Source organism: Hyphomicrobium sp., from assembly GCF_041659645.1.
In the GTDB taxonomy this organism is placed as follows: domain Bacteria; phylum Pseudomonadota; class Alphaproteobacteria; order Rhizobiales; family Hyphomicrobiaceae; genus Hyphomicrobium_B.
The window spans coordinates 903,674-922,500 of the sequence record NZ_JBAZXX010000003.1 but is presented as its reverse complement, the minus strand read 5'-3'; the positions used below and the strand labels follow the sequence as shown (position 1 = coordinate 922,500).

The following is an 18,827-nucleotide window of genomic DNA, read 5'->3' as shown; positions in this document are numbered from 1 at the left end:
CCGGTTAATCCCGGTTAGAAACCAGAGAGTTTCGAGAGTTAAATGCCCTGCGAGGGCGGCGAGGCCGTGTGGCCCGCCAACGAGGCTGTTTAAACAACATCCGGGCCTGGGTGTCAACAGGCCTTTCAAAAAATCTTCGTGATTTATAACGCGATTCTGTGTCAGGTAAAAAACTATTTGATTTCAATCGATTACGCTCAGAATTGCCGACTTGCGGGCAGTGGATAATTTTCCGGCCCGCGAAAATAGACTGCCTTGACCCCGCCCCGATTGTTTCAGAACCTCTTTCAACGCTGTTTACCGTGTTGTCGGGCCGAAAATCCGTCCGCGACCCGGCAAACTCTGTCTTTATTGGGTCTTCAGTCTGGTCTTGGCCGCGTTTTTCAGGTGCGCCGGCCACCGAAACACGGCACGCTTTTGCAGGCTGATCGCCGTAGAAATCATCTTGCAGGGCTGTGGGGGGCTGCTGCGCGTGCTTCAAACTCGAAAAAAGGCTCCGGCCGACAAAGAAAGCGCCGTTGCACCAGAGGAAGAGCCGCGCCTTTTCCCGACAAATGCCTATGCCGGACGCGGCGGCAGCTTCTTCCAGCACATCTACGAAGCGGAAACGAATTCCGAACCACGGGCCGGTGGCCGCTTCCGCTGGATATTGAGCACCTGCCTGGCCGCCGCGATCGGCGCCATCGCAATTCTCATCGTTGTATATGGGTCATCCGACAGCGATCATGTGAGCGACGGCCTGCTGCCGACGCTCAAAAGCATCGGCGAGGGCGCCTTTGTTCCCCAGATCGCTCTTACACCGAAAAACGCCGACGGTCTGAAATGGGTCATGCCGAAGTCCGATCGTCTACAGTTGACGACCGGCGCTCTCTCGACCCGCTACATCATCCACGAATCCTCAAAAAGCCGCCGCGACAGCCGCGAGTACGTTCGCCAGAAGCCCTACGCCCGCATCGTCGCCCGCCTAGCCCCCGTCCCCCCCGACGAAAGGGCGAGCATCCCGCCGTTCAATCCATTCAGGCTCTATGGCAGCGGTCAGCCGTCCGAGCTCGGCGAGGATGCCGATGAAAACGCCGGCAGCGGATTGTCGAAAATCGACGTATCGACAAAGGTCGTCGAGCTTCTCGGCGGCATCTTGCCGGAAGAAGACGGTCAAGAACTCGATACGCAAGAGGTCCAAGACATCGTCGAACGCAGCGGAGCCGGCAGCGACGGCGCCAGCTACGTCGGCGACGGCTCCGGCGCGCCACTCGATGGCGTAGCGGGGGCTGGCCCGGCAGTCCCGCCACCCGGCGCCGACGCCTCCTGGCAGCCGAAAGCATCGACGTCCGACAATTTGAACACGACCGACATCTTCAAATCGACCGAGGCCCCCGACGAACCCACCGACGATTTCGAAGGCGGTAAGGTGATCGTCGTCACCGTTGGACCACAGGATACCCTCGCAAAGATCCTCGCCAAGGCCGGCGCGCCCGAATGGGACGTCCACAGTATGATCGAGGCGGGACACAGCATTTTCCCCGAAAATGCGCTCACTGCCGGCCAGGAAGTTCGCATCACGCTCGTCCCTTCGCTATCCAATCCCGACAAGTTGGAACCGGCCCGATATTCGGTTTTCTCCGACGGCCACGATCATCTCGTCACCGTCAGCCGCAGCGCCGCCGGCGAGTTCGTCGGCACGTCGAAGCCGCCCTTCGAGGAAGAACTCCAGCACGTCGCGAATGGAGACGACGATCCACAGAGCGCCACGTTGTACTCAGCTGTCTATCTCGCGGGCCTGACGCAAAGCCTGACGCCAGACACCATTCAGAAGATCCTGAACATCAACGCTTACGACACGGACTTCCGCCGTCGCGTCCGCCCCGGCGATACGCTCGAGATGTTCTTCGACATGAAGGACGATCAATCGCCGGTCGGCCCACCAGGCGAACTTCTTTACACCGCAATTTCGAGCGGCGGCGCGGTCTATAAATTTTACCGTTTCCGCTCGGCGGACGGCGTCGTCGACTACTACGACGAGGATGGCAACAACTCGAAAAAATTCCTCATTCGCAAGCCTGTGCGCGGCGAAGACGTGCGCCTGACCTCAGGCTTCGGCATTCGCTTCCACCCCCTGCTCAACACGCGAAAAATGCACACCGGCGTCGATTGGGCTTGCGCACAAGGAACGCCGATCATCGCCTCCGGCAACGGCACGATCGAGGAAGAGGCACACAAAGGCTATTACGGCAATTACATCCGCATCCGTCACGCCAACGGCTATCAAACCGCCTACGGTCATATGAGCCGCTTCGGAACATTTCATGTCGGCGACAAAGTCCGTCAGGGCCAGATCATCGGCTATGTCGGATCGACCGGCTTGTCGTCCGGTCCTCACGTTCACTTCGAGGTTCTGGTTAACAATCGCTTCGTCGATCCGATGTCGATTCAGGTCCCTCGCGAACGTAAACTCGACGGTAAGGACCTCGTTGAGTTCCAGAAGGAACGGGCTCGCATCGAAGAGCTGATGCGGCGCGCGCCGGTTATGACGAAATAAAGCCGCGCGATCCCTCGAATGCCGATCGAATCGAATAGAAAATAATCGAGCGCAAAACGACGATGAGCACGCGATCTGCGTTTGGCCGCACATGGCCGCAGCGCACGACGGATATGTGCGAGACGAATCCAGTCATATGCGCGCGCAATGTATTGATTACGCATAAGCCGATAGCGATGTAAGAAATCGTTCGACAGCGGATCGCGGCGGCAACCGCAATCGACACCTTGATTTCTAATTCGCACGATCACCCGTGTCGTGCGCTTCGGAACGACCGCAAGACCCCGCCCATGGCATTACCCCCTGCAGAGCTTCCCTCGTCGCCGCTTGAAACAAGCTTCCGACCCAACAGCGAAGTGCAAAGGACAAAGTTATGTCAGAGACGATCATCACCAAGGATGGCGTAAGCATCTTCTTCAAGGATTGGGGCCCGAAGGATGCCCAGCCCATCGTCTTCCATCACGGCTGGCCGCTTAGCGCCGACGACTGGGACACGCAGATGCTGTTCTTCCTCAGCAAAGGTTATCGTGTCATCGCCAGCGACCGCCGCGGTCACGGACGCTCCTCGCAAGTGAGCGACGGCCACGATATGGATCACTACGCCGCCGACGTCTCGGCCGTCGTCGAGCATCTCGATCTTCGCAACGCCATCCACATCGGCCATTCTACCGGTGGTGGCCAGGCTGCGCGCTATGTCGCCAAATACGGCGAGCCCCAAGGTCGCGTCGCCAAATTGGTGCTCGTCAGCTCGGTGCCGCCGCTGATGCTCAAGACTGCCAACAATCCGGGCGGTCTCCCGATCGAGGTTTTCGATGGCCTTCGCGCAGGGCTCGCCGCCAACCGCGCCCAGTTCTACATCGACGTCGCTTCCGGCCCGTTTTATAGCTTCAACCGTCCGGGTGCGAAGATTTCGCAGGGCGTGATCGACAATTGGTGGCGACAGGGCATGATGGGCAGCGCCAAGGCCCATTACGAAGGCATCAAGGCCTTCTCCGAAACCGACCAGACCGAAGATCTGAAGGCAATCACCGTGCCGACGTTGGTCACTCAGGGCGACGACGATCAGATCGTTCCCTACACCGACGCCTCTCTCCTGTCGGTGAAACTGGTGAAGAACGGCACGCTCAAGATTTATGAAGGCTATCCGCACGGCATGCTCACGACGCACGCCGACGTCCTCAACCCCGATCTGCTCGCGTTCGTGAAGAGCTAAGCGTTTTTTTTGAACCTTCTGTGATATTCGGCCGGGTCGCTCATGCGATCCGGCCGTTTCCATTTTTTACCGCGTTGCTCCGCCACTCCGAGAACAACAAAATTGAGCCCCACGTTCGCGCTAAAAATTGCGAATCGCCCCACGATAGTTTCACCTCGAAACGACTCGCGCGGCAGGACGCATTCATAGGGGGAAAACTATGAAATCCATCGCAGCATGCTTAGCCGTAGCGGCGGGCCTCTTCATTTCGCCGATCGCCGCCAGCGCTCACGAGCGCGTCACCGACGCCGCTCTCGGCGGCCTCGCGGGCGCCGTCGTCTTTGGCCCCGTCGGATTGGTTGCGGGCGGCGTAATCGGCTACACCGCCGGTCCGAGGATCGCCTGCAAAATCGGCGCGAAACGCTGCTACCGTCATCGCGCACGCTATCGCCGCGATCGTCCGCACGGCTGAAGCGCCACGCGAAGCCGTACTCACGGCAACAATCCGGCCCTTCGGTATGCTTCGATAGTCTGATCGTAGACCGCGATATCGCCGCGTCCCCGCGCCACCAGCTGTGCACCTTCAACGGCCGCAAAAATCGCGAGCGCGCGTTGCCGTGTCTCCTCGGCTGTAGCTTTTGAACGTCCCCGCGACAGCAGCTTCACCAGCCATTCGACATTCACATCGGTGAACCGATCGACCTCCGCCCGGACCTCCGGCGGCAGGTCGTCGTGCTCGGCGGCCATGATCCCGCATAGGCACATCCGATTGTTGTTCGACAAGGCGGAGCGGAAAACGTCGGTATACTTTTTGATGCAGGTCTCCGTGTCCTGCGAGGCTTCGAGGAATCCGTTGAAAATATCGACCGCTTCATCCGAATAACGACGCGCGAGCGCCGCGCCGAGGTCGCCCTTGGTCGGGAAATGATAGTGGATGCTGGCACTCTTCACGCCGACGTCTTTGGCGAGCTCGCGGAAACTCAAGCCGTTGTAGCCCCGCGCCTGTACCATCGCACGGGCCGCATCCATGATCGTTGCCTTGGTATCGCCAGTCATCGCATCCATCCAATCTACCTACCGATAGATAACTATTGACTCCAAGAAGCGAAAGGGTTTTATGGCGTTTCGCCAATCTATCTATCGATAGGTCAGAAAAGGAGTTGTCGCATGAAAATCTATGATCGCTCAGGTTTCCCAAACCCCTCTCGGGTTCGTATCGTCCTGGCGGAAAAAGGCCTGGATGATCAAATCGAGTTCGTCAGCGTCGATCTGATCGGCGCCGAGCACAAGCAAGCGCCCTTCCTTGCAATGAATCCGGCAGGCAAAATTCCGGTGCTCGAACTTGACGACGGCACCCTGATTTCCGAAACGACCGCAATCACCGAATATCTCGACAACCTCGATGGCCGCCCGGTGCTCACCGGCACAACACCGCGCGAGAAGGCCGTGATCCACATGATGCAGAATCGCGCTGAAGCCGAACTTATGAGCGCGGTGGACGGTTACTTCCATTTTGCAACGCCGGGTCTCGGCTCCGCGATGCAGCCTTACGTGGCTCCCGAATGGGCAGGCCGGAAAGAATGGGGCGAGAGGCAGCGCGACAAGGCAATCCGCGCCATGATATATTTCGACGGCGTCGTGAAAAATCAGCCGTTCATCGCCGGCGAAGCGTTCTCGATGGCGGACATCACCGTCTTCGCCGCACTGAACTTCGCCGAAGCCGCCGGCATAGCAATTCCCGGCGACTGCGCGTCGCTTATCGAATGGCGCTCAAGAATTTCGAATCTGCCGAGCGTCAAAAACCGCAGCGGCAAAGAATTTTTACCCGAAGATCTTAAACGCTTCGGAGTTTGACGTGCGCGCTGTCCCTGGCGTTGGCCCGCCAGAGACGGCACTGCTCACTTGCCGACGGGCTTTTTCGTATCGCCTTTCAAGAACGCAATGATCTTCGCGCGTTCTTTTGCATCGGGTAATCCGCTGAAGATCGCGCCCATATTGTTGCCGGGAACGACTGCATTCGGATTCGTGATCCATTGGTCGAGGTTTTTCTCATTCCAGGTGATACCCGAATCCTTGAGAGATTCCGAATATCCGAAACCCGGCACGGTGCCTGCCTTGCGGCCGACGACACCGTAAAGCGTCGGGCCGATGCGATTGTCGCCCTTGTCGAAAGCGTGACACTCGCGGCAATGGCCGTTGAATGCGAGTTCGGGATCGTCGTCCGAAACGCCTTGAGCGACAGCCGCGGCAGTTGTGCCGACCAGACCAAGGCTTGCGACCAAAGCGGCAAGAACAACGGTCGAGTGGAAGGAGGAGAAATTGGCGAGCTTTTTCATGTTCGTCGAAACGCGGTCCCTGGAGCTTGCGTTCCGCTGCATCGCCTTACAATTCAGATAGGAGAGCGCGGTGGATGATGAACACCCTAGCATCTTCGCCGAAAGGCCGTAACAGAAAGGCGCGAGCGCAGCATCTTATCCGCTGGGCGCCACCGCCCGTCCAAAATCTCAGGAGACCTATGCATGGAAATCAAACGCAACAACGAGCGAGTGTCCAACCAAGGTTCCTCCGATTATTTTACGGGCTCCGTCCGCATCGATCCGCTCTTCCAGGCGAGCGATCCGGCTCGCGTTGCATCCGCCAGCGTCACCTTCGAGCCGGGTGCCCGAACGGCATGGCATACCCATCCGCTCGGACAGACCCTCATCGTCACGGCGGGTCTCGGCTGGGCGCAGCGCGACGGTGGCCCTGTCGAGGAAATTCGTCCCGGAGATGTTGTCTGGTTTCCTCCCGGCGAAAAGCACTGGCACGGCGCCACCGCGACGACAGCCATGACTCATATCGCAATTCAGGAAGCCTCCAACGGCAAGACTGTCGATTGGTTAGAACACGTTAGCGACGAGCAATACCGCGCATGACCGATACGTGCCCCGAGCCTGCTCCTTCGAGCGGGGACGGAGCAGAAGATCGTTATGTACTTTCCGTTTGGTGAGCAGAGTCCCGACAATTAATTTTATCGGGACGGCGAATAGGCACTTAAAATTAAGGATGAGAAGAGAGTAGCATCGGAAGACGGTCACTGAATTCAAATCTGAAACACGGATTGCGTTATATTACGCCATCAACCGTGGAGACCAGCAGATGTTGTTTCGCTTGCTTATGTACCCCCTAGTCGCGTTGGCGCTCACCTGCACCGGACTCGCACAGGCCCAAACAAGTCCCGCTGCCGATGCAGCGTTCAAGCACCTTGATGATTACCTGAAGAACAACGCGCTTGATTTCGAGACGTCGTTCAACGCCACCTCGGACGGCAACGAACTCTATAGCGGAACCGGCCACTTTCTCATCCGCCGTCCCAATCAGCTACACGCCGAGATCACGCTCGCCGGAGGCTCATATTTGGTGATTTCCGACGGCACCATTCTGACAATCTATGACACGAAGAGACACAAGTATTCCCAAACGGCCTCGCCGCCTTCGCTTGCCGCTGCATTCGGATTTTTCACCGGCGAGCTCGGAATCGATTCTCAAGTTTTGGATTTCATGGGCGTGGTCGATAATGTCGTCACCGGATCGGATGGAGCGAAGACGTCGGCTTCAGGCTCCGAGACAATCGGCGGTCAGCAATGCGATAAGTTCACGGTCAGCGGCGCATCAGGCGACGACACTTGGCTCGCTTGGCTCGAAAAGAGTGATAAGTCCCTGCTCTGCAAGCTGATCTATCGCAGCGTCGACGGCCCCGCTCAGACCAATTCGTTCAAGTGGAACCCGACCCCGGCTTTGACGCAACAAACGTTCGAATTTGTACCGCCCGCCGGAAGCTCAAAGATTGACATTGGCGACTTGAATTTGGCATCCCCCTGATCGTCGCTCGGCGGATCGAGAGTCGGCGTCGAGCTGACTCTCGCCTGATCAATCGGAAGGCGGCTATTCGGGGCAGAGCGAATGGAAGGCCAACCCTTAATCCGCCGCGGACGCGTAACCGATCTCCCGGCGGTGTTTCTTGGTGAACTCGATTACATCCGCCAGATCGAGCCACAACAGGAAGCGCGTTGGAAGGCCGCGATCTCCCAGCATGTGAAGCAGTGGACTTCGGCGCTCGAAAGTATGCTCGTCGCCGAATTGGCAGGACAGATCGTCGGCTATTGCTTCTGGGAAAATCACGGCGATCAAGCCGTCCTGGCGTCTCTTTATGTTGCCCCTAGCCATCGGCGCCGGGGAATCGGACAAGAGCTTCTCGCTCGCTTCGTTGCAGAAGCGAAAGAGCGCCACCTGATCAGCGCGACACTCGGCGTTCAATCGGAAAATCCGGCGAGACTACTCTACGAAAAAGCGGGCTTTATTCGAACCCACTATACCGACGGCTTTCTCCATTACCGTCTGGCGCTGACGCCGGGTTGATATCCCGCCAACTCGCGAAAACTGCTTACCAACTACAAAAAGCACTACACCGCATTCCGCAACTCGACGCGCCGGTCCAGTTGCATCAGGTCGTCGCGCGAGACTTTCGAGCGATCGATCCCGGTAAAGGGTTGAGTTGCACCTTCGGGTACGAGTTGCATCTCGCCATGATAGCCGCCTCGACGCAAAAATTCCGCAACGGTGTCAAGCCGCTTACGCGACAGATCCATGTTGTATTCTGCCGTTCCCCGCTCGTCGGCGTGGCCCGTGAGCGAGATGGACTTGAATTTTTTCAGCAGAACGTAGTCGAGCAGAAGTTTCGCTGTTTTCTCTCCGTCGGGCGTTAACGTCACTTGATCGAAAACAAATGTCATCGGCACGGGTATGGTCGCGGACCGGGCACGCTCAGACCCGGCAGCATTGCTCGGCGAGGGAGATGGCGCACGCGCCTCCGACGTCGGTCCGCCGACGGACGGCGCAAGCGGTGGAGTCGCCTCCGCCGCGGCGACCGAACTTTCTGGTCGATCTTGCGCCGATGCATCCTTCCGCGCAGCGGCCACCACACTCTCGAAATTCTTCAGCAACGCGACCGAAGGTGAGGTTGGCGGCTTCTCGGTTCCACTGATTGGCTCCGAAGTCTTGGCGCTTTCCGCGGAAGTCTTGGCGCTGTCCGCGAGAGCTTTGCCGCCATCATTCGGCGTTTCGCCTGGCGCTTTTGGCAACCCGGCGATCAGATTGAACTTGGGGTCGGGACCGGCGAATTTATGCTCCGTGACGAGCGACCAATCCCCGATGGAATTTGCCGTCGTCGACGCAACAGCGATGCCGTTCTCCATCACCGTCACCGAAGCGCCTGGAGCCGCTCGTCCAACGAAAACGGAGGCTTCTCCCGTGGTCGAGATTTCCGCCAGATCGAGTTTCACGCCATTACTTGCAGATAGGACGTTGCCTTCGCTCTTTGCCTTGTCGGCTTGATCTGACCCGGCGCGGGTGTCGGCACCAACGCCAGAGTTTCGGTCTGTAGGTGAAGACGGCTCTGCGAGAAATGATTGAGCGGAAGAAGGTTTGGCGGCTGCCGGTGGCTTAGGCGCCGAAGCGACGGAATCCTTTGAAGGCACAGCCGCATCGTCATACGGATCCCAATCGAAAACTTCCGCCATCGCGAAAGCGCCAGCCAGCAAACACAAGAAACCAATCAGTAAACCTCGTCGGCGCATTGCAGACCTCTTACAACGTACGCGGGTGCAGTTTCGCCCCGTGCCGGATCGTTTGCAAGAACCCCGGCGAAAACAGGTTATCGTCCCCGCGCGCCCTCAGCCCGCGGCGCAATATATAAATGTGCAAGACCGGGAATAAACCGGCCGCCCCCCGAGTCTACCCTTTCGATCCGCCAAATCACGGACTTCCAGAAAGGGATTGCTATGAGCAACAGCAGCGACGACGAGGGTGTTAATCGCAGGCATGCATTGGAATGCATGATCTGGGCAGGAACGGGCGTCCTTTGGACCGTCGTCGGCGGTGTTCCAAAGTCATTGTCGCTGCTAGACGGCGCCGAGGCAGCCGAAGCCGTGAAGAGCGGTTTCACCTTCCTGCAGATTTCCGATAGCCATGTCGGTTTCAACAAGCCCGCCAACCCGCATGCGCTCGATACGCTCAAAGAGGCGATCGGACGGATTGATGCGCTCCCCGCGAAACCGACCTTTATGCTGCACACCGGCGACATTACGCACAGCGCCAAAACTTCCGAATTCGATATCGCAAGCCAGATCATCGGCAGTGCTCATGTCGACGTGCACTACGTCCCCGGCGAACATGACATCACTGATGAAGCGACCGAGAAAGCCTATCTCGAACGCTACGGAAAAGGCACCAAGGGCGGCGGCTGGTACAGTTTCGACCAGAACGGGGTGCACTTCATCGGCCTGAACAACGTCGTAAACTTGAAGCAGTTCGGCCTCGGCTATCTCGGCAAAGAGCAAATCGCGTGGCTCGAAGACGATCTCCGAGCGCTCAAGTCGTCGACGCCGATCGTCGTTTTCGCACATATCCCACTGTGGTCCGTCTATCCGAACTGGGGATGGGGGACCGACGACGCTGCGATCGCGCTTGGCTACCTGAAGCGCTTCGGCTCCGTGACCGTCCTCAACGGCCACATCCACCAGCTGATGCAGAAAGTCGAGGGCAATGTCACGTTCCACACCGCCCGCTCGACGGCTTTTCCGCAGCCGGTACCGGGCACGGCGCCGTCTCCTGGACCGATGCTCGTTCCGGCGGAGAAGCTGCGTAGCATGCTCGGCATAACGAGCGTGGAGTTCAAAAGGAATGACTCTCCGCTCGCCATAACCGACACGTCGTTGGCGGGGTAGTGCGATGAAACGTAAGATGATACGCGCAGCGGCGGCGTTTGCTGCCGCTGCATCCGGAATGGTCTTCATGATGCCCAACGCCTCTGCGGCCCCAGACGTATCGCGCGGCGAGCAGATTTACCAAAGTTGCCAAGACTGCCATTCGCTGGACACCAACGATGTCGGACCGATGCATCGAGGCGTATTCGGCAGAAAGGCCGCCTCGGTCCCCGACTACAGCTATTCCACGGCTTTAAAGAACTCTGGTATTACCTGGGATCAAGACAGCCTGGACCGATGGTTGACCGATCCGCAAAAGCTCGTACCGGGATCGAAAATGTTCTTTCATCTCGACAGTGCTCAGGATCGAGCCGATGTGATTGAGTATTTGAAGGAGCGGGCCAAGTGAATTGCGAAACCGCGCGTTAGTGCGAGGCGTGATGGACGAACGGCAGCTATTCAGCGAAGCGGTGCTTCCTCACGTCGACGACGCGCTGTCTCTGGCGCGTTGGTTGACGGGAAATGCCGTCGACGCCGAAGACGTTGTGCAAGAGGCTTGCATGCGCGCTTTCGCTGCCATCGCCTCCGTCCAAAACACCAGCGCGCGGGCTTGGCTTCTCGCCATCGTTCGCAATACGGCTTTCACTTGGATTGCGAAAAACCGGCCGAAGACGGTCGTGACGACCGACGACACTGCGCTCTTTGAACAGGCCGGCATTGAAATGGCTGAACCGCAAGCATCGCCCGAAGCGATGCTCATACAGAAGTCCGATGCCGAACAATTGCACCTCGCGATAGCGGCGCTCCCCCTGGCCTATCGTGAGGTGCTGGTGCTGAGAGAAATCGAAGGTCTGAACTACCAGGAGATTTCCAAAGTCCTGTCGATCCCGATAGGCACCGTAATGTCACGATTGGCGCGTGCCAGAAGCTCACTTATTCAGCGCATCGGCATGGCGGCCAAGGGAAAGGCGGGCGCAGCATGAACAAGCCCCCCTCATGGTCGTCGCACGAAGAATCTCTTCTTCTGCTGAATGCGTATCTCGACAATGAACTCGACGCCGCTTCCGTATTGGATATCGAACGCCGTTTGGCGACGGACCCGGCTCTGCGCGCCGAGCACGACCGTCTCGCACAACTGCGAAGCGCGTTGGCGTCCCATCTGACGACACAGCATGCGTCGGAAAACTTCCGTCAGCGTATCGCCGCGATTGCCGAACCGTCGCAAGGCGTCGTCATACCATTGCGGCGCCGCCCGGCTCGCTCATACGATTGGCGCCAGATGGCCGCCGCTGCAGCAATTGCCGTTGTCGTCACAGCGGGCGGCATGTATGGCGCCCTACGTCCAAACCCAGCTGCAAACGAAATCGCCGCCATTGTCGCCGATCACCAGCGCGCACTTCTGGCCGCCGCGCCCTTCGACGTCGCATCGAGCGACAGGCACACCGTCAAGCCCTGGTTCGACAGTAAACTCGCTCTTTCACCCCAGGTCGTGGATTTGGCCAGCGCAGGATTTCCCCTTGCTGGCGGCCGGGTCGAAATCGTTGACGGAAAGCCGGTACCCGTTCTCGTTTACCGACGCCGAGCCCACATCATCAGCGTCGTCGCCATCCCTCGCGCTGGCCAGAGAGCCACCACCGAACCGGCGCTGAAATCGACCGACGACGGCTATTTCGTCATTCAGTGGCAGGGCCGGGACTTCGAGTACTTCGTTGTCTCCGATCTGGCCGAAGACGAGCTCAACGAATTCGTTTCTCGGTGGCGCGAAGCAGCAAGCAGCAATTGACGCGCGGGTTAAAGGGGGAAGGCGCACCGAGGTCGTGGAGCAGAAGAGCGACATGGGCGATCAGGATATCCGGGCGGCGCTGGACCGGCACTGGGCCGCGTCCGAGGCCGGAGACGACGATGCCGAGGATGAGATCTATCACGACGACGTCGTGCTGGAATATCCCCAGTCCGGCGAGCGAATCCGAGGCCGCCTCGCCATCCGGACGACGCGCGGATTGCTCCCCAACAAGCACTTCGTCATTCGGCGCATCATGGGGCACGGCGACCTTTGGATCACGGAGTACGTCATCACTTACGATGGCAAACCGTCATACACGGTCAGCATCATGGAGTTCCGCGAGGGGAAGGTCTTTCGCGAAACGCAGTACTTCGCCGATCCCTTCGCGCCTTGGCCCGGACGCGCCCAATGGGTTGAACGGATAGATCAATAGATAGGCCGCAGACGTTGCATCTGTCAGTATTGGCGAAATGCAAGAAAGCATGCCGGCGGCTTCCGCAATGAAATACGTTTACGCATGCGAAGGATGGTAAATTCGCGGTGAACCGATTTCATACATCGCAACGCAACGACGATTACAATTGACGTTGCTGCGCATTGAGCAGAGTTTCTGCGCCGGACGGGAATTTATCACCGCGTGTTCCGGGGGGACCGGAGCGATGCTATGCCGATTTTATTTTGGCTAGGTAATCTTCGCGTCGGACATCAAACGAGTCCCTTCCGTTTTTCTTCCTCATCAATCATTGAAAAAACGCCGGAACGAGGAGATGATCCATGTTCGATATTCGGCCGTCAAATAAACTAGCGGGCCTGCTAGCCGCAGCGGCACTTACTCTTCCATCGCTTTATTCCTCCGTAGCTCACGCACAATCCCAACCGAACATCGTCGTCATCATGGGCGACGACATCGGCATGTGGAACATCGGCGCCTATCATCGAGGATTGATGGCCGGGCGCACCCCAAACCTAGACAAGCTTGCAAAAGACGGAATGCTCTTCACCGACTATTACGCCGAAGCAAGCTGCACGGCGGGCCGCGCGAACTTCATCACCGGCGAACTTCCGATCCGCACCGGCATGACGACCGTCGGCCAGGCTGGCGCGCCGACCGGGCTTCCGGCCGAAGCCGTGACCATTGCGACCGTATTAAAATCGATGGGGTACGCCACCGGACAGTTCGGCAAGAACCACCTCGGCGACAAGAACGAGTTCCTCCCGACCGTCCATGGCTTCGATGAATTTTTCGGCTACCTCTATCACTTGGATGCGATGGAAGACCCCGCCCATCCCAACTATCCGCAGAACCTCTTGAACGTCGTCGGCCCGCGCAACATGGTCCACAGCTGGGCGACCGACACCGATGATCCTACTGAAATGCCACGTTGGGGTAAGGTCGGAAAGCAGAAAATCGAGGATGCCGGCACGCTCTATCCCAAGCGCATGGAAACGGTCGACGACGAGATCCGCGACCTCGCGATCAATTTCATGGACAAGGCTAAAAAGGACGGCAAGCCGTTCTTCGTCTGGCTCAACCCGACACGTATGCACATCGTCACGCATCTCTCTCCCAAATATGAAGCGATGCGGAATTCCGAGAACGGCTGGTCGGAAGAAGAAGCCGGCATGGCCCAGCTCGACGACGACATCGGTCTCGTGATGCAGAAGCTCAAGGACATGGGCGTCGACGATAACACCATCGTCGTCTTCACCACCGACAACGGCACAGAAGTCTTCACGTGGCCCGATGGTGGTCAGACGCCATTCGCGCAGTCCAAGGGAACGGTCCTTGAAGGCGGTTTCCGGGTGCCCGCGATCCTTCGCTGGCCTGGTCATGTGGCACCAGACACGGTTCAGAACGGGATTTTCTCGGGCCTCGACTGGTTGCCGACCTTCGCGGCAGCAGCCGGTAATCCGAACATCACGGAAGAATTGCTCAAGGGTAAGCAGATCGGCGACCGGACCTACAAGAACCATCTGGATGGCTACAACCAGATGGATTGCATCACAGGAAAAGGTCCTTCCGCGCGTCACGAGATTTTCTATCTCGGCGAAAGCACGGTCGGCGCGGTGCGCATCGACGACTATAAATTCCGCTTCATCGACCAGCCGAATGGCTGGGTGGGAGAAAAGACGCACCCTGACGTGCCTTACATCACGAACCTGCGCTTGGATCCGTTCGAACGCACCGGCTGGCCGAACAACGGGACGAAGGAAGGCGGCCAGCAATACTTCGATTGGTTCAAGTATCAGTTCTGGCGCTTCGTATTCGTCCAACAGACGGTCGGCAAGGAACTTCAGACGTTCATTGATTTCCCGCCGATGCAGCGCGGCGCGAGCTTCAACCTCGACGCTGTAAAGGCCGAGATGCAGAAGCGGATGGCCGAGGCCGAGGCCGCAAGCAAAGGCACCGGGCAGTAATAAAAACGAAGGCCACGACGACGGGCGGCTCAACCCGGGCCGACCGTCGTTGGACGACGCCATCCCCGGCGACCGGCTGCGCGCCGTCAGCCGATCGAACGCCCCAGCCAGCCTTAATACGATGTCGGCACCGTTAATGCCGAGTTCAGGTTATTGGACGGAAACTGCGGACTGCATGCTGAAAACGATCAATATCGCGCGTCCTCAAGGAGACTCTGTCATGAAAAAACTTTTCGCTTCCCTACTCGGTCTCGCCGCACTTCTCGCAGTCGATCTCTCGTATGCCGTTACGCCCGCATCTGCCCTCGGCGGCTGTGGTCCGAACCGCCATCGCAGCAGCGTCACCGGCCGCTGCATCTGGGGCGGGCAAAATCAAGCCTGGTGTGTTCGCCATACCGGCTACCGCGCCGTTCGCACGCCGAGCGGCCGCCTCGTCTGCGTCCGCTAAAAAAACGCGACGAAACCTCAAAGACTTCTGCAGCTCGGACGCGATGCCCCCGTATCGCGTCCGAAATTTTTTGCCGAGGCGCGTCCCCGGCGGCCGGCTCCGCGGAGCGCAGTCGCCGGCGCACTTCATCAAGCCGCCGCTTTGATCGGCCAGCCGTTGATCGTCAGGGCGCCGTCGCGCACCGAGACTTGCACCGTATCGCCATCCTTCACACCGCCCGCGAGGATCTGCTCGGCGAGCGGATCCTGCACGTTGCGCTGGATGACGCGCTTCAGCGGCCTCGCCCCGTAAGCCGGATCGTAGCCGCGGTTGGCGAGCCACGTTTTGGCCTGCTCATCGAGTTCGATTTTGATCTTGCGATCGACGAGCAGCTTCTGCAGCCGCGCCATCTGGATATCGACGATCTTCGTCATGTCCGCCCGCTGCAGGCGGTGGAACAGGATGATGTCGTCGAGACGGTTCAGGAACTCCGGCCGGAACTTCGTCCGAACCTCGGCCATCACCTCGTCGCGCACGGCTTCGGTCTCCTCGCCTTCCTTCTGCTCGACGAGGTACTGCGCACCGATGTTCGATGTCAGCACGATCAGCGTATTCTTAAAGTCGACCGTGCGGCCTTGGCCATCTGTCAAACGTCCGTCGTCCAAGACCTGCAGCAGCACGTTGAAGACATCCGGATGCGCCTTCTCGATCTCATCGAACAGGACGATCTGATAGGGACGCCGCCGGACCGCTTCGGTCAAAGCGCCGCCCTCCTCGTAACCGACGTAGCCCGGAGGCGCGCCGATCAAACGCGCGACTGAGTGCTTCTCCATGTATTCCGACATGTCGATGCGGAGCAGCGCCGTGTCGTCGTCGAAGAGATAGCCCGCAAGCGCCTTCGTCAGTTCGGTTTTGCCGACGCCAGTCGGTCCGAGGAACATGAAAGAGCCGATCGGCCGGTTCGGGTCCTGCAGCCCGGCGCGTGCGCGGCGAACGGCCGTCGAGACAGCGATGACCGCTTCCTTCTGACCGATGACGCGCTTGCCCAGCGCCTCCTCCATCTTGAGAAGCTTGTCGCGTTCGCCTTCGAGCATTTTATCGACCGGCACGCCCGTCCAGCGCGACACCACGGCCGCGATCTGATCCGGCGTTACGGCCTCCTCAACGAGAGCGCCCTTGCCTTCGTGTTTCTCGACGTCCGCAAGCTTCGTTTCAAGCTCGGGGATCTTCCCGTAGCGAAGCTCGCCCGCGCGCGCGAGGTCGCCCTTACGCTGCGCCTGTTCCAGTTCGTTGCGGAGCCCGTCGAGCGTTTCTTTGAGCTTCTGCGCCGAGCCGAGCTTCTGCTTCTCGGCCTGCCAGCGCGCCGTCATCGCGTGAGACTTTTCCTGCAACTCCGCGATGGACTTTTCGATACGGCCCAGGCGGTCCTTCGATGCCGCATCGGTCTCCTTCTTCAGAGCTTCGCGTTCGATCATGAGCTGCATGAGATCGCGGTCGATGGCGTCGAGTTCCTCCGGCTTCGAATCGACTTGCATCCGCAGCCGCGACGACGCCTCATCGACGAGGTCGATTGCCTTGTCGGGCAGGAACCGGTCGGTGATGTAGCGGTTCGAAAGCGTCGCCGCCGAAACGAGCGCGCTGTCGGTGATGCGCACGCCGTGGTGCAGCTCGTACTTCTCTTTCAAGCCGCGCAGGATCGAGATCGTATCCTCGACCGTCGGCTCGGAGACGAAAATCGGCTGGAAGCGACGGGCCAGCGCCGCGTCCTTCTCGATGTGCTTGCGGTATTCGTCGAGCGTCGTCGCGCCAACGCAGTGAAGTTCACCGCGCGCCAGAGCTGGCTTGAGCAAGTTGCCCGCATCCATAGAGCCCTCGGTCTTGCCAGCGCCGACGATGGTGTGCAGTTCGTCGATGAAAAGAATGATATTGCCGCCCTCGGCTTCGACTTCCGAAAGCACGGCCTTCAGCCGCTCCTCGAATTCGCCACGATATTTCGCGCCAGCGATCAGCGCGCCCATATCGAGCGACAGCAGCTTCTTGTCCTTGAGGCTCTCGGGCACGTCGCCCTTGACGATGCGCTGCGCCAACCCTTCCGCGATCGCCGTCTTGCCGACACCGGGCTCGCCGATCAGAACGGGATTGTTCTTCGTCCGCCGCGACAGAACTTGAATGGTACGGCGAATCTCTTCGTCTCGCCCGATGACGGGATCGAGCTTGCCCGTTGCGGCCGCTTCCGTCAGGTCGCGCGCATACCGCTTCAGCGCATCGTAAGCTTGTTCGGCATTCGCGTTATCGGCGGTGCGGCCCTTGCGGATGTCGTTGATGGCGGCGTTAATCTTGTCGGCCGTCACGCCCGCGTCGCGCAGCACTTTGCCCGCGTCGGTCGAGGTATCAAGCGCCAGAGCCAGCAGCAGACGCTCGGCGGTGACGAACTTATCGCTCGCCTTATCGGCAAGCTTCTCGACGGCATCGAAAAGCCGCGCGAGTTCGGGCGAAACATAAACCTGCCCCGAGCCGCCCGTGACCTTCGGCTTCTTGGCGAGATTGGCCTCGACCGCGCGAAGCGACCCGCGGGCGTCCCCACCGGCTTTCTGAATAAGGCCGCTCGCCAGACCCTCGGGGTCATCGAGCAGGATTTTCAGAAGATGATCGGGTGTGACTTGTTGATGGTTCTCACGAAGCGCGAGCGATTGGGCCGATTGGATGAAGCCCTTGGCGCGGTCCGTGTAGCGTTCGAAGTTCATGTCGCGTCCTCCAGCACATTCGTTCCGCCCCATGAGGCCCGGAAAGAATGCCATGCGATTTGATTTTTATCATCATGGCGCGGCCAAAGACCCGATGGTCGGCATCCCCGGCTACCCCTACGATGCTCCCGATATAGGATCGGGCGCCGCTCGAAAAAGAGGCAGCATCGATAAAACCCGAGGAAATTTCGCGACATGGCACCGTCAGAAATGGGAAAGTCCGCGATCGTCAGCATCGAAGCCCTTTACCGCTATCCGGTTAAGGGTTTGACGCCCGAACCTCTCGAAAGCGTAGAATTGACCCCGATGCAGACCCTGCCGTTCGACCGAGCCTACGCCATCGAGAACGGTCCTGGCCCATTCGATCCGGCCAGCCCCCAGCATCTCCAGAAGATTCACTTCGTCATGCTGATGCGAAACGAAGAGCTGGCAACCGTCCGCTCCCTGTTCGACGACAGCACCGAGACCCTGGTCATCTCGAAATCCGGAACGGAGATCGCCCGCGGCGACTTGCGGACTGAAGCGGGGCGTGCGGCGATCGAGGACGCCATCGCCCGGATCGTGACATCGGGACTTCGCGGCCGCCCCCGCGTCGTCGTCAGTCCCGGCCACAGCTTTTCCGACGTCGCGCCGAAGTGCCTGCATCTCGTTAGCCGCCAGAGCTTGACCGCGCTGGAAGGCATGATCGGCTCTCACGTCGATGCCCGCCGCTTTCGTCCGAACCTCGTAATTGACGGCCTTGTGCCGTGGCAAGAACTCGATCTCGTCGGCAAGAAGTTGCGCACGGGCACAACGACACTCGAAATCTTCAAGCGCACCGAGCGTTGCGCCGCAACCAACGTCGATCCGGAAACCGGCGTCCGCGACATGAAAATTCCGTCGTTTCTGTCGAAGACGCTCGGGCACACCGATTTCGGCGTGTACGCTCGCATCATTGACGGCGGCCGCATCCGCGTCGGCGATACATTCGAGATCGCGGATTAA

19 protein-coding genes are annotated in these 18,827 nt (G+C 59.2%); 15 read left to right on the top strand and 4 right to left on the bottom strand.

What is annotated here, in order from left to right; genetic code table 11:
• The first annotated feature begins 472 nt into the window (after positions 1 to 472).
• The 3 genes from WC811_RS14375 (at position 473) to WC811_RS14365 (ending at position 4,200) form a co-directional block, all read left to right on the top strand.
• Positions 473 to 2,536 (top strand): peptidoglycan DD-metalloendopeptidase family protein, encoded by a 2,064-nt coding sequence (locus tag WC811_RS14375; RefSeq protein WP_372645743.1) that lies wholly within the window; start codon positions 473 to 475, stop codon positions 2,534 to 2,536.
• Between the two features lie 373 nt (positions 2,537 to 2,909).
• Entirely contained in the window at positions 2,910 to 3,749 is an 840-nt protein-coding gene (locus WC811_RS14370; RefSeq protein WP_372645741.1) for an alpha/beta fold hydrolase, read from the top strand.
• A gap of 199 nt (positions 3,750 to 3,948) precedes the next feature.
• Positions 3,949 to 4,200 (top strand): hypothetical protein, encoded by a 252-nt coding sequence (locus WC811_RS14365; protein ID WP_372645739.1) that lies wholly within the window; start codon positions 3,949 to 3,951, stop codon positions 4,198 to 4,200.
• A 20-nt stretch (positions 4,201 to 4,220) separates the two neighbouring features.
• On the opposite strand, the gene WC811_RS14360 is transcribed toward WC811_RS14365, so the two are convergent.
• Positions 4,221 to 4,784 (bottom strand): TetR/AcrR family transcriptional regulator, encoded by a 564-nt coding sequence (locus WC811_RS14360; protein WP_372645737.1) that lies wholly within the window; start codon positions 4,782 to 4,784, stop codon positions 4,221 to 4,223.
• 111 nt (positions 4,785 to 4,895) lie between these two features.
• Here WC811_RS14360 and WC811_RS14355 point away from each other — a divergent pair, with 111 nt between their 5' ends.
• Complete coding sequence (locus WC811_RS14355; RefSeq protein WP_372645735.1) at positions 4,896 to 5,582, top strand: glutathione S-transferase family protein; 687 nt, start codon at positions 4,896 to 4,898, stop codon at positions 5,580 to 5,582.
• 44 nt (positions 5,583 to 5,626) lie between these two features.
• Here the strand turns inward: WC811_RS14355 and WC811_RS14350 are convergent, their stop codons facing one another.
• Positions 5,627 to 6,064, bottom strand: coding sequence for a cytochrome c family protein (locus WC811_RS14350; RefSeq protein ID WP_372645733.1), 438 nt, complete (start codon positions 6,062 to 6,064; stop codon positions 5,627 to 5,629).
• A 183-nt stretch (positions 6,065 to 6,247) separates the two neighbouring features.
• On the opposite strand from WC811_RS14350, the gene WC811_RS14345 reads away from it, so the two are divergent.
• The 3 genes from WC811_RS14345 (at position 6,248) to WC811_RS14335 (ending at position 8,126) form a co-directional block, all read left to right on the top strand.
• A complete protein-coding gene (locus WC811_RS14345) occupies positions 6,248 to 6,643 on the top strand; it encodes a cupin domain-containing protein (RefSeq protein ID WP_372645731.1) in 396 nt (131 codons plus the stop codon).
• 223 nt (positions 6,644 to 6,866) lie between these two features.
• Positions 6,867 to 7,589 (top strand): DUF2092 domain-containing protein, encoded by a 723-nt coding sequence (locus tag WC811_RS14340; RefSeq protein WP_372645729.1) that lies wholly within the window; start codon positions 6,867 to 6,869, stop codon positions 7,587 to 7,589.
• Between the two features lie 81 nt (positions 7,590 to 7,670).
• Complete coding sequence (locus WC811_RS14335) at positions 7,671 to 8,126, top strand: N-acetyltransferase family protein (protein WP_372645727.1); 456 nt, start codon at positions 7,671 to 7,673, stop codon at positions 8,124 to 8,126.
• A 44-nt stretch (positions 8,127 to 8,170) separates the two neighbouring features.
• Here WC811_RS14335 and WC811_RS14330 read toward each other — a convergent pair whose 3' ends face one another.
• Entirely contained in the window at positions 8,171 to 9,286 is a 1,116-nt protein-coding gene (locus WC811_RS14330; RefSeq protein WP_372645725.1) for an OmpA family protein, read from the bottom strand.
• Positions 9,287 to 9,547: 261 nt separating this feature from the next.
• Here WC811_RS14330 and WC811_RS14325 point away from each other — a divergent pair, with 261 nt between their 5' ends.
• From WC811_RS14325 to WC811_RS14295, 7 genes are all read left to right on the top strand, one after another.
• Positions 9,548 to 10,492, top strand: coding sequence for a metallophosphoesterase (locus WC811_RS14325; protein WP_372645723.1), 945 nt, complete (start codon positions 9,548 to 9,550; stop codon positions 10,490 to 10,492).
• Positions 10,493 to 10,496: 4 nt separating this feature from the next.
• Positions 10,497 to 10,880, top strand: a complete 384-nt coding sequence (locus WC811_RS14320; protein WP_372645721.1) for a cytochrome c family protein — start codon at positions 10,497 to 10,499, stop codon at positions 10,878 to 10,880.
• Between the two features lie 31 nt (positions 10,881 to 10,911).
• Positions 10,912 to 11,454, top strand: coding sequence for a sigma-70 family RNA polymerase sigma factor (locus WC811_RS14315; RefSeq protein WP_372645719.1), 543 nt, complete (start codon positions 10,912 to 10,914; stop codon positions 11,452 to 11,454).
• The gene (locus tag WC811_RS14310) at positions 11,451 to 12,254 is read left to right on the top strand and encodes an anti-sigma factor (RefSeq protein ID WP_372645717.1); all 804 of its coding nucleotides are present in this window, start codon (positions 11,451 to 11,453) and stop codon (positions 12,252 to 12,254) included. The genes WC811_RS14315 and WC811_RS14310 overlap by 4 nt, the downstream gene beginning before the upstream one ends.
• Positions 12,255 to 12,306: 52 nt before the next feature.
• Positions 12,307 to 12,687, top strand: a complete 381-nt coding sequence (locus WC811_RS14305; RefSeq protein WP_372645714.1) for a nuclear transport factor 2 family protein — start codon at positions 12,307 to 12,309, stop codon at positions 12,685 to 12,687.
• 341 nt (positions 12,688 to 13,028) lie between these two features.
• A complete protein-coding gene (locus tag WC811_RS14300; RefSeq protein ID WP_372645712.1) occupies positions 13,029 to 14,672 on the top strand; it encodes an arylsulfatase in 1,644 nt (547 codons plus the stop codon).
• 220 nt (positions 14,673 to 14,892) lie between these two features.
• On the top strand, positions 14,893 to 15,120 hold the full coding sequence (locus WC811_RS14295; RefSeq protein ID WP_372645710.1) for a hypothetical protein: 228 nt from the start codon (positions 14,893 to 14,895) through the stop codon (positions 15,118 to 15,120).
• A 128-nt stretch (positions 15,121 to 15,248) separates the two neighbouring features.
• Here WC811_RS14295 and clpB read toward each other — a convergent pair whose 3' ends face one another.
• Complete coding sequence (gene clpB / locus WC811_RS14290) at positions 15,249 to 17,843, bottom strand: ATP-dependent chaperone ClpB (RefSeq protein WP_372645708.1); 2,595 nt, start codon at positions 17,841 to 17,843, stop codon at positions 15,249 to 15,251.
• A gap of 195 nt (positions 17,844 to 18,038) precedes the next feature.
• On the opposite strand from clpB, the gene WC811_RS14285 reads away from it, so the two are divergent.
• A complete protein-coding gene (locus tag WC811_RS14285; protein ID WP_372645706.1) occupies positions 18,039 to 18,827 on the top strand; it encodes an MOSC domain-containing protein in 789 nt (262 codons plus the stop codon).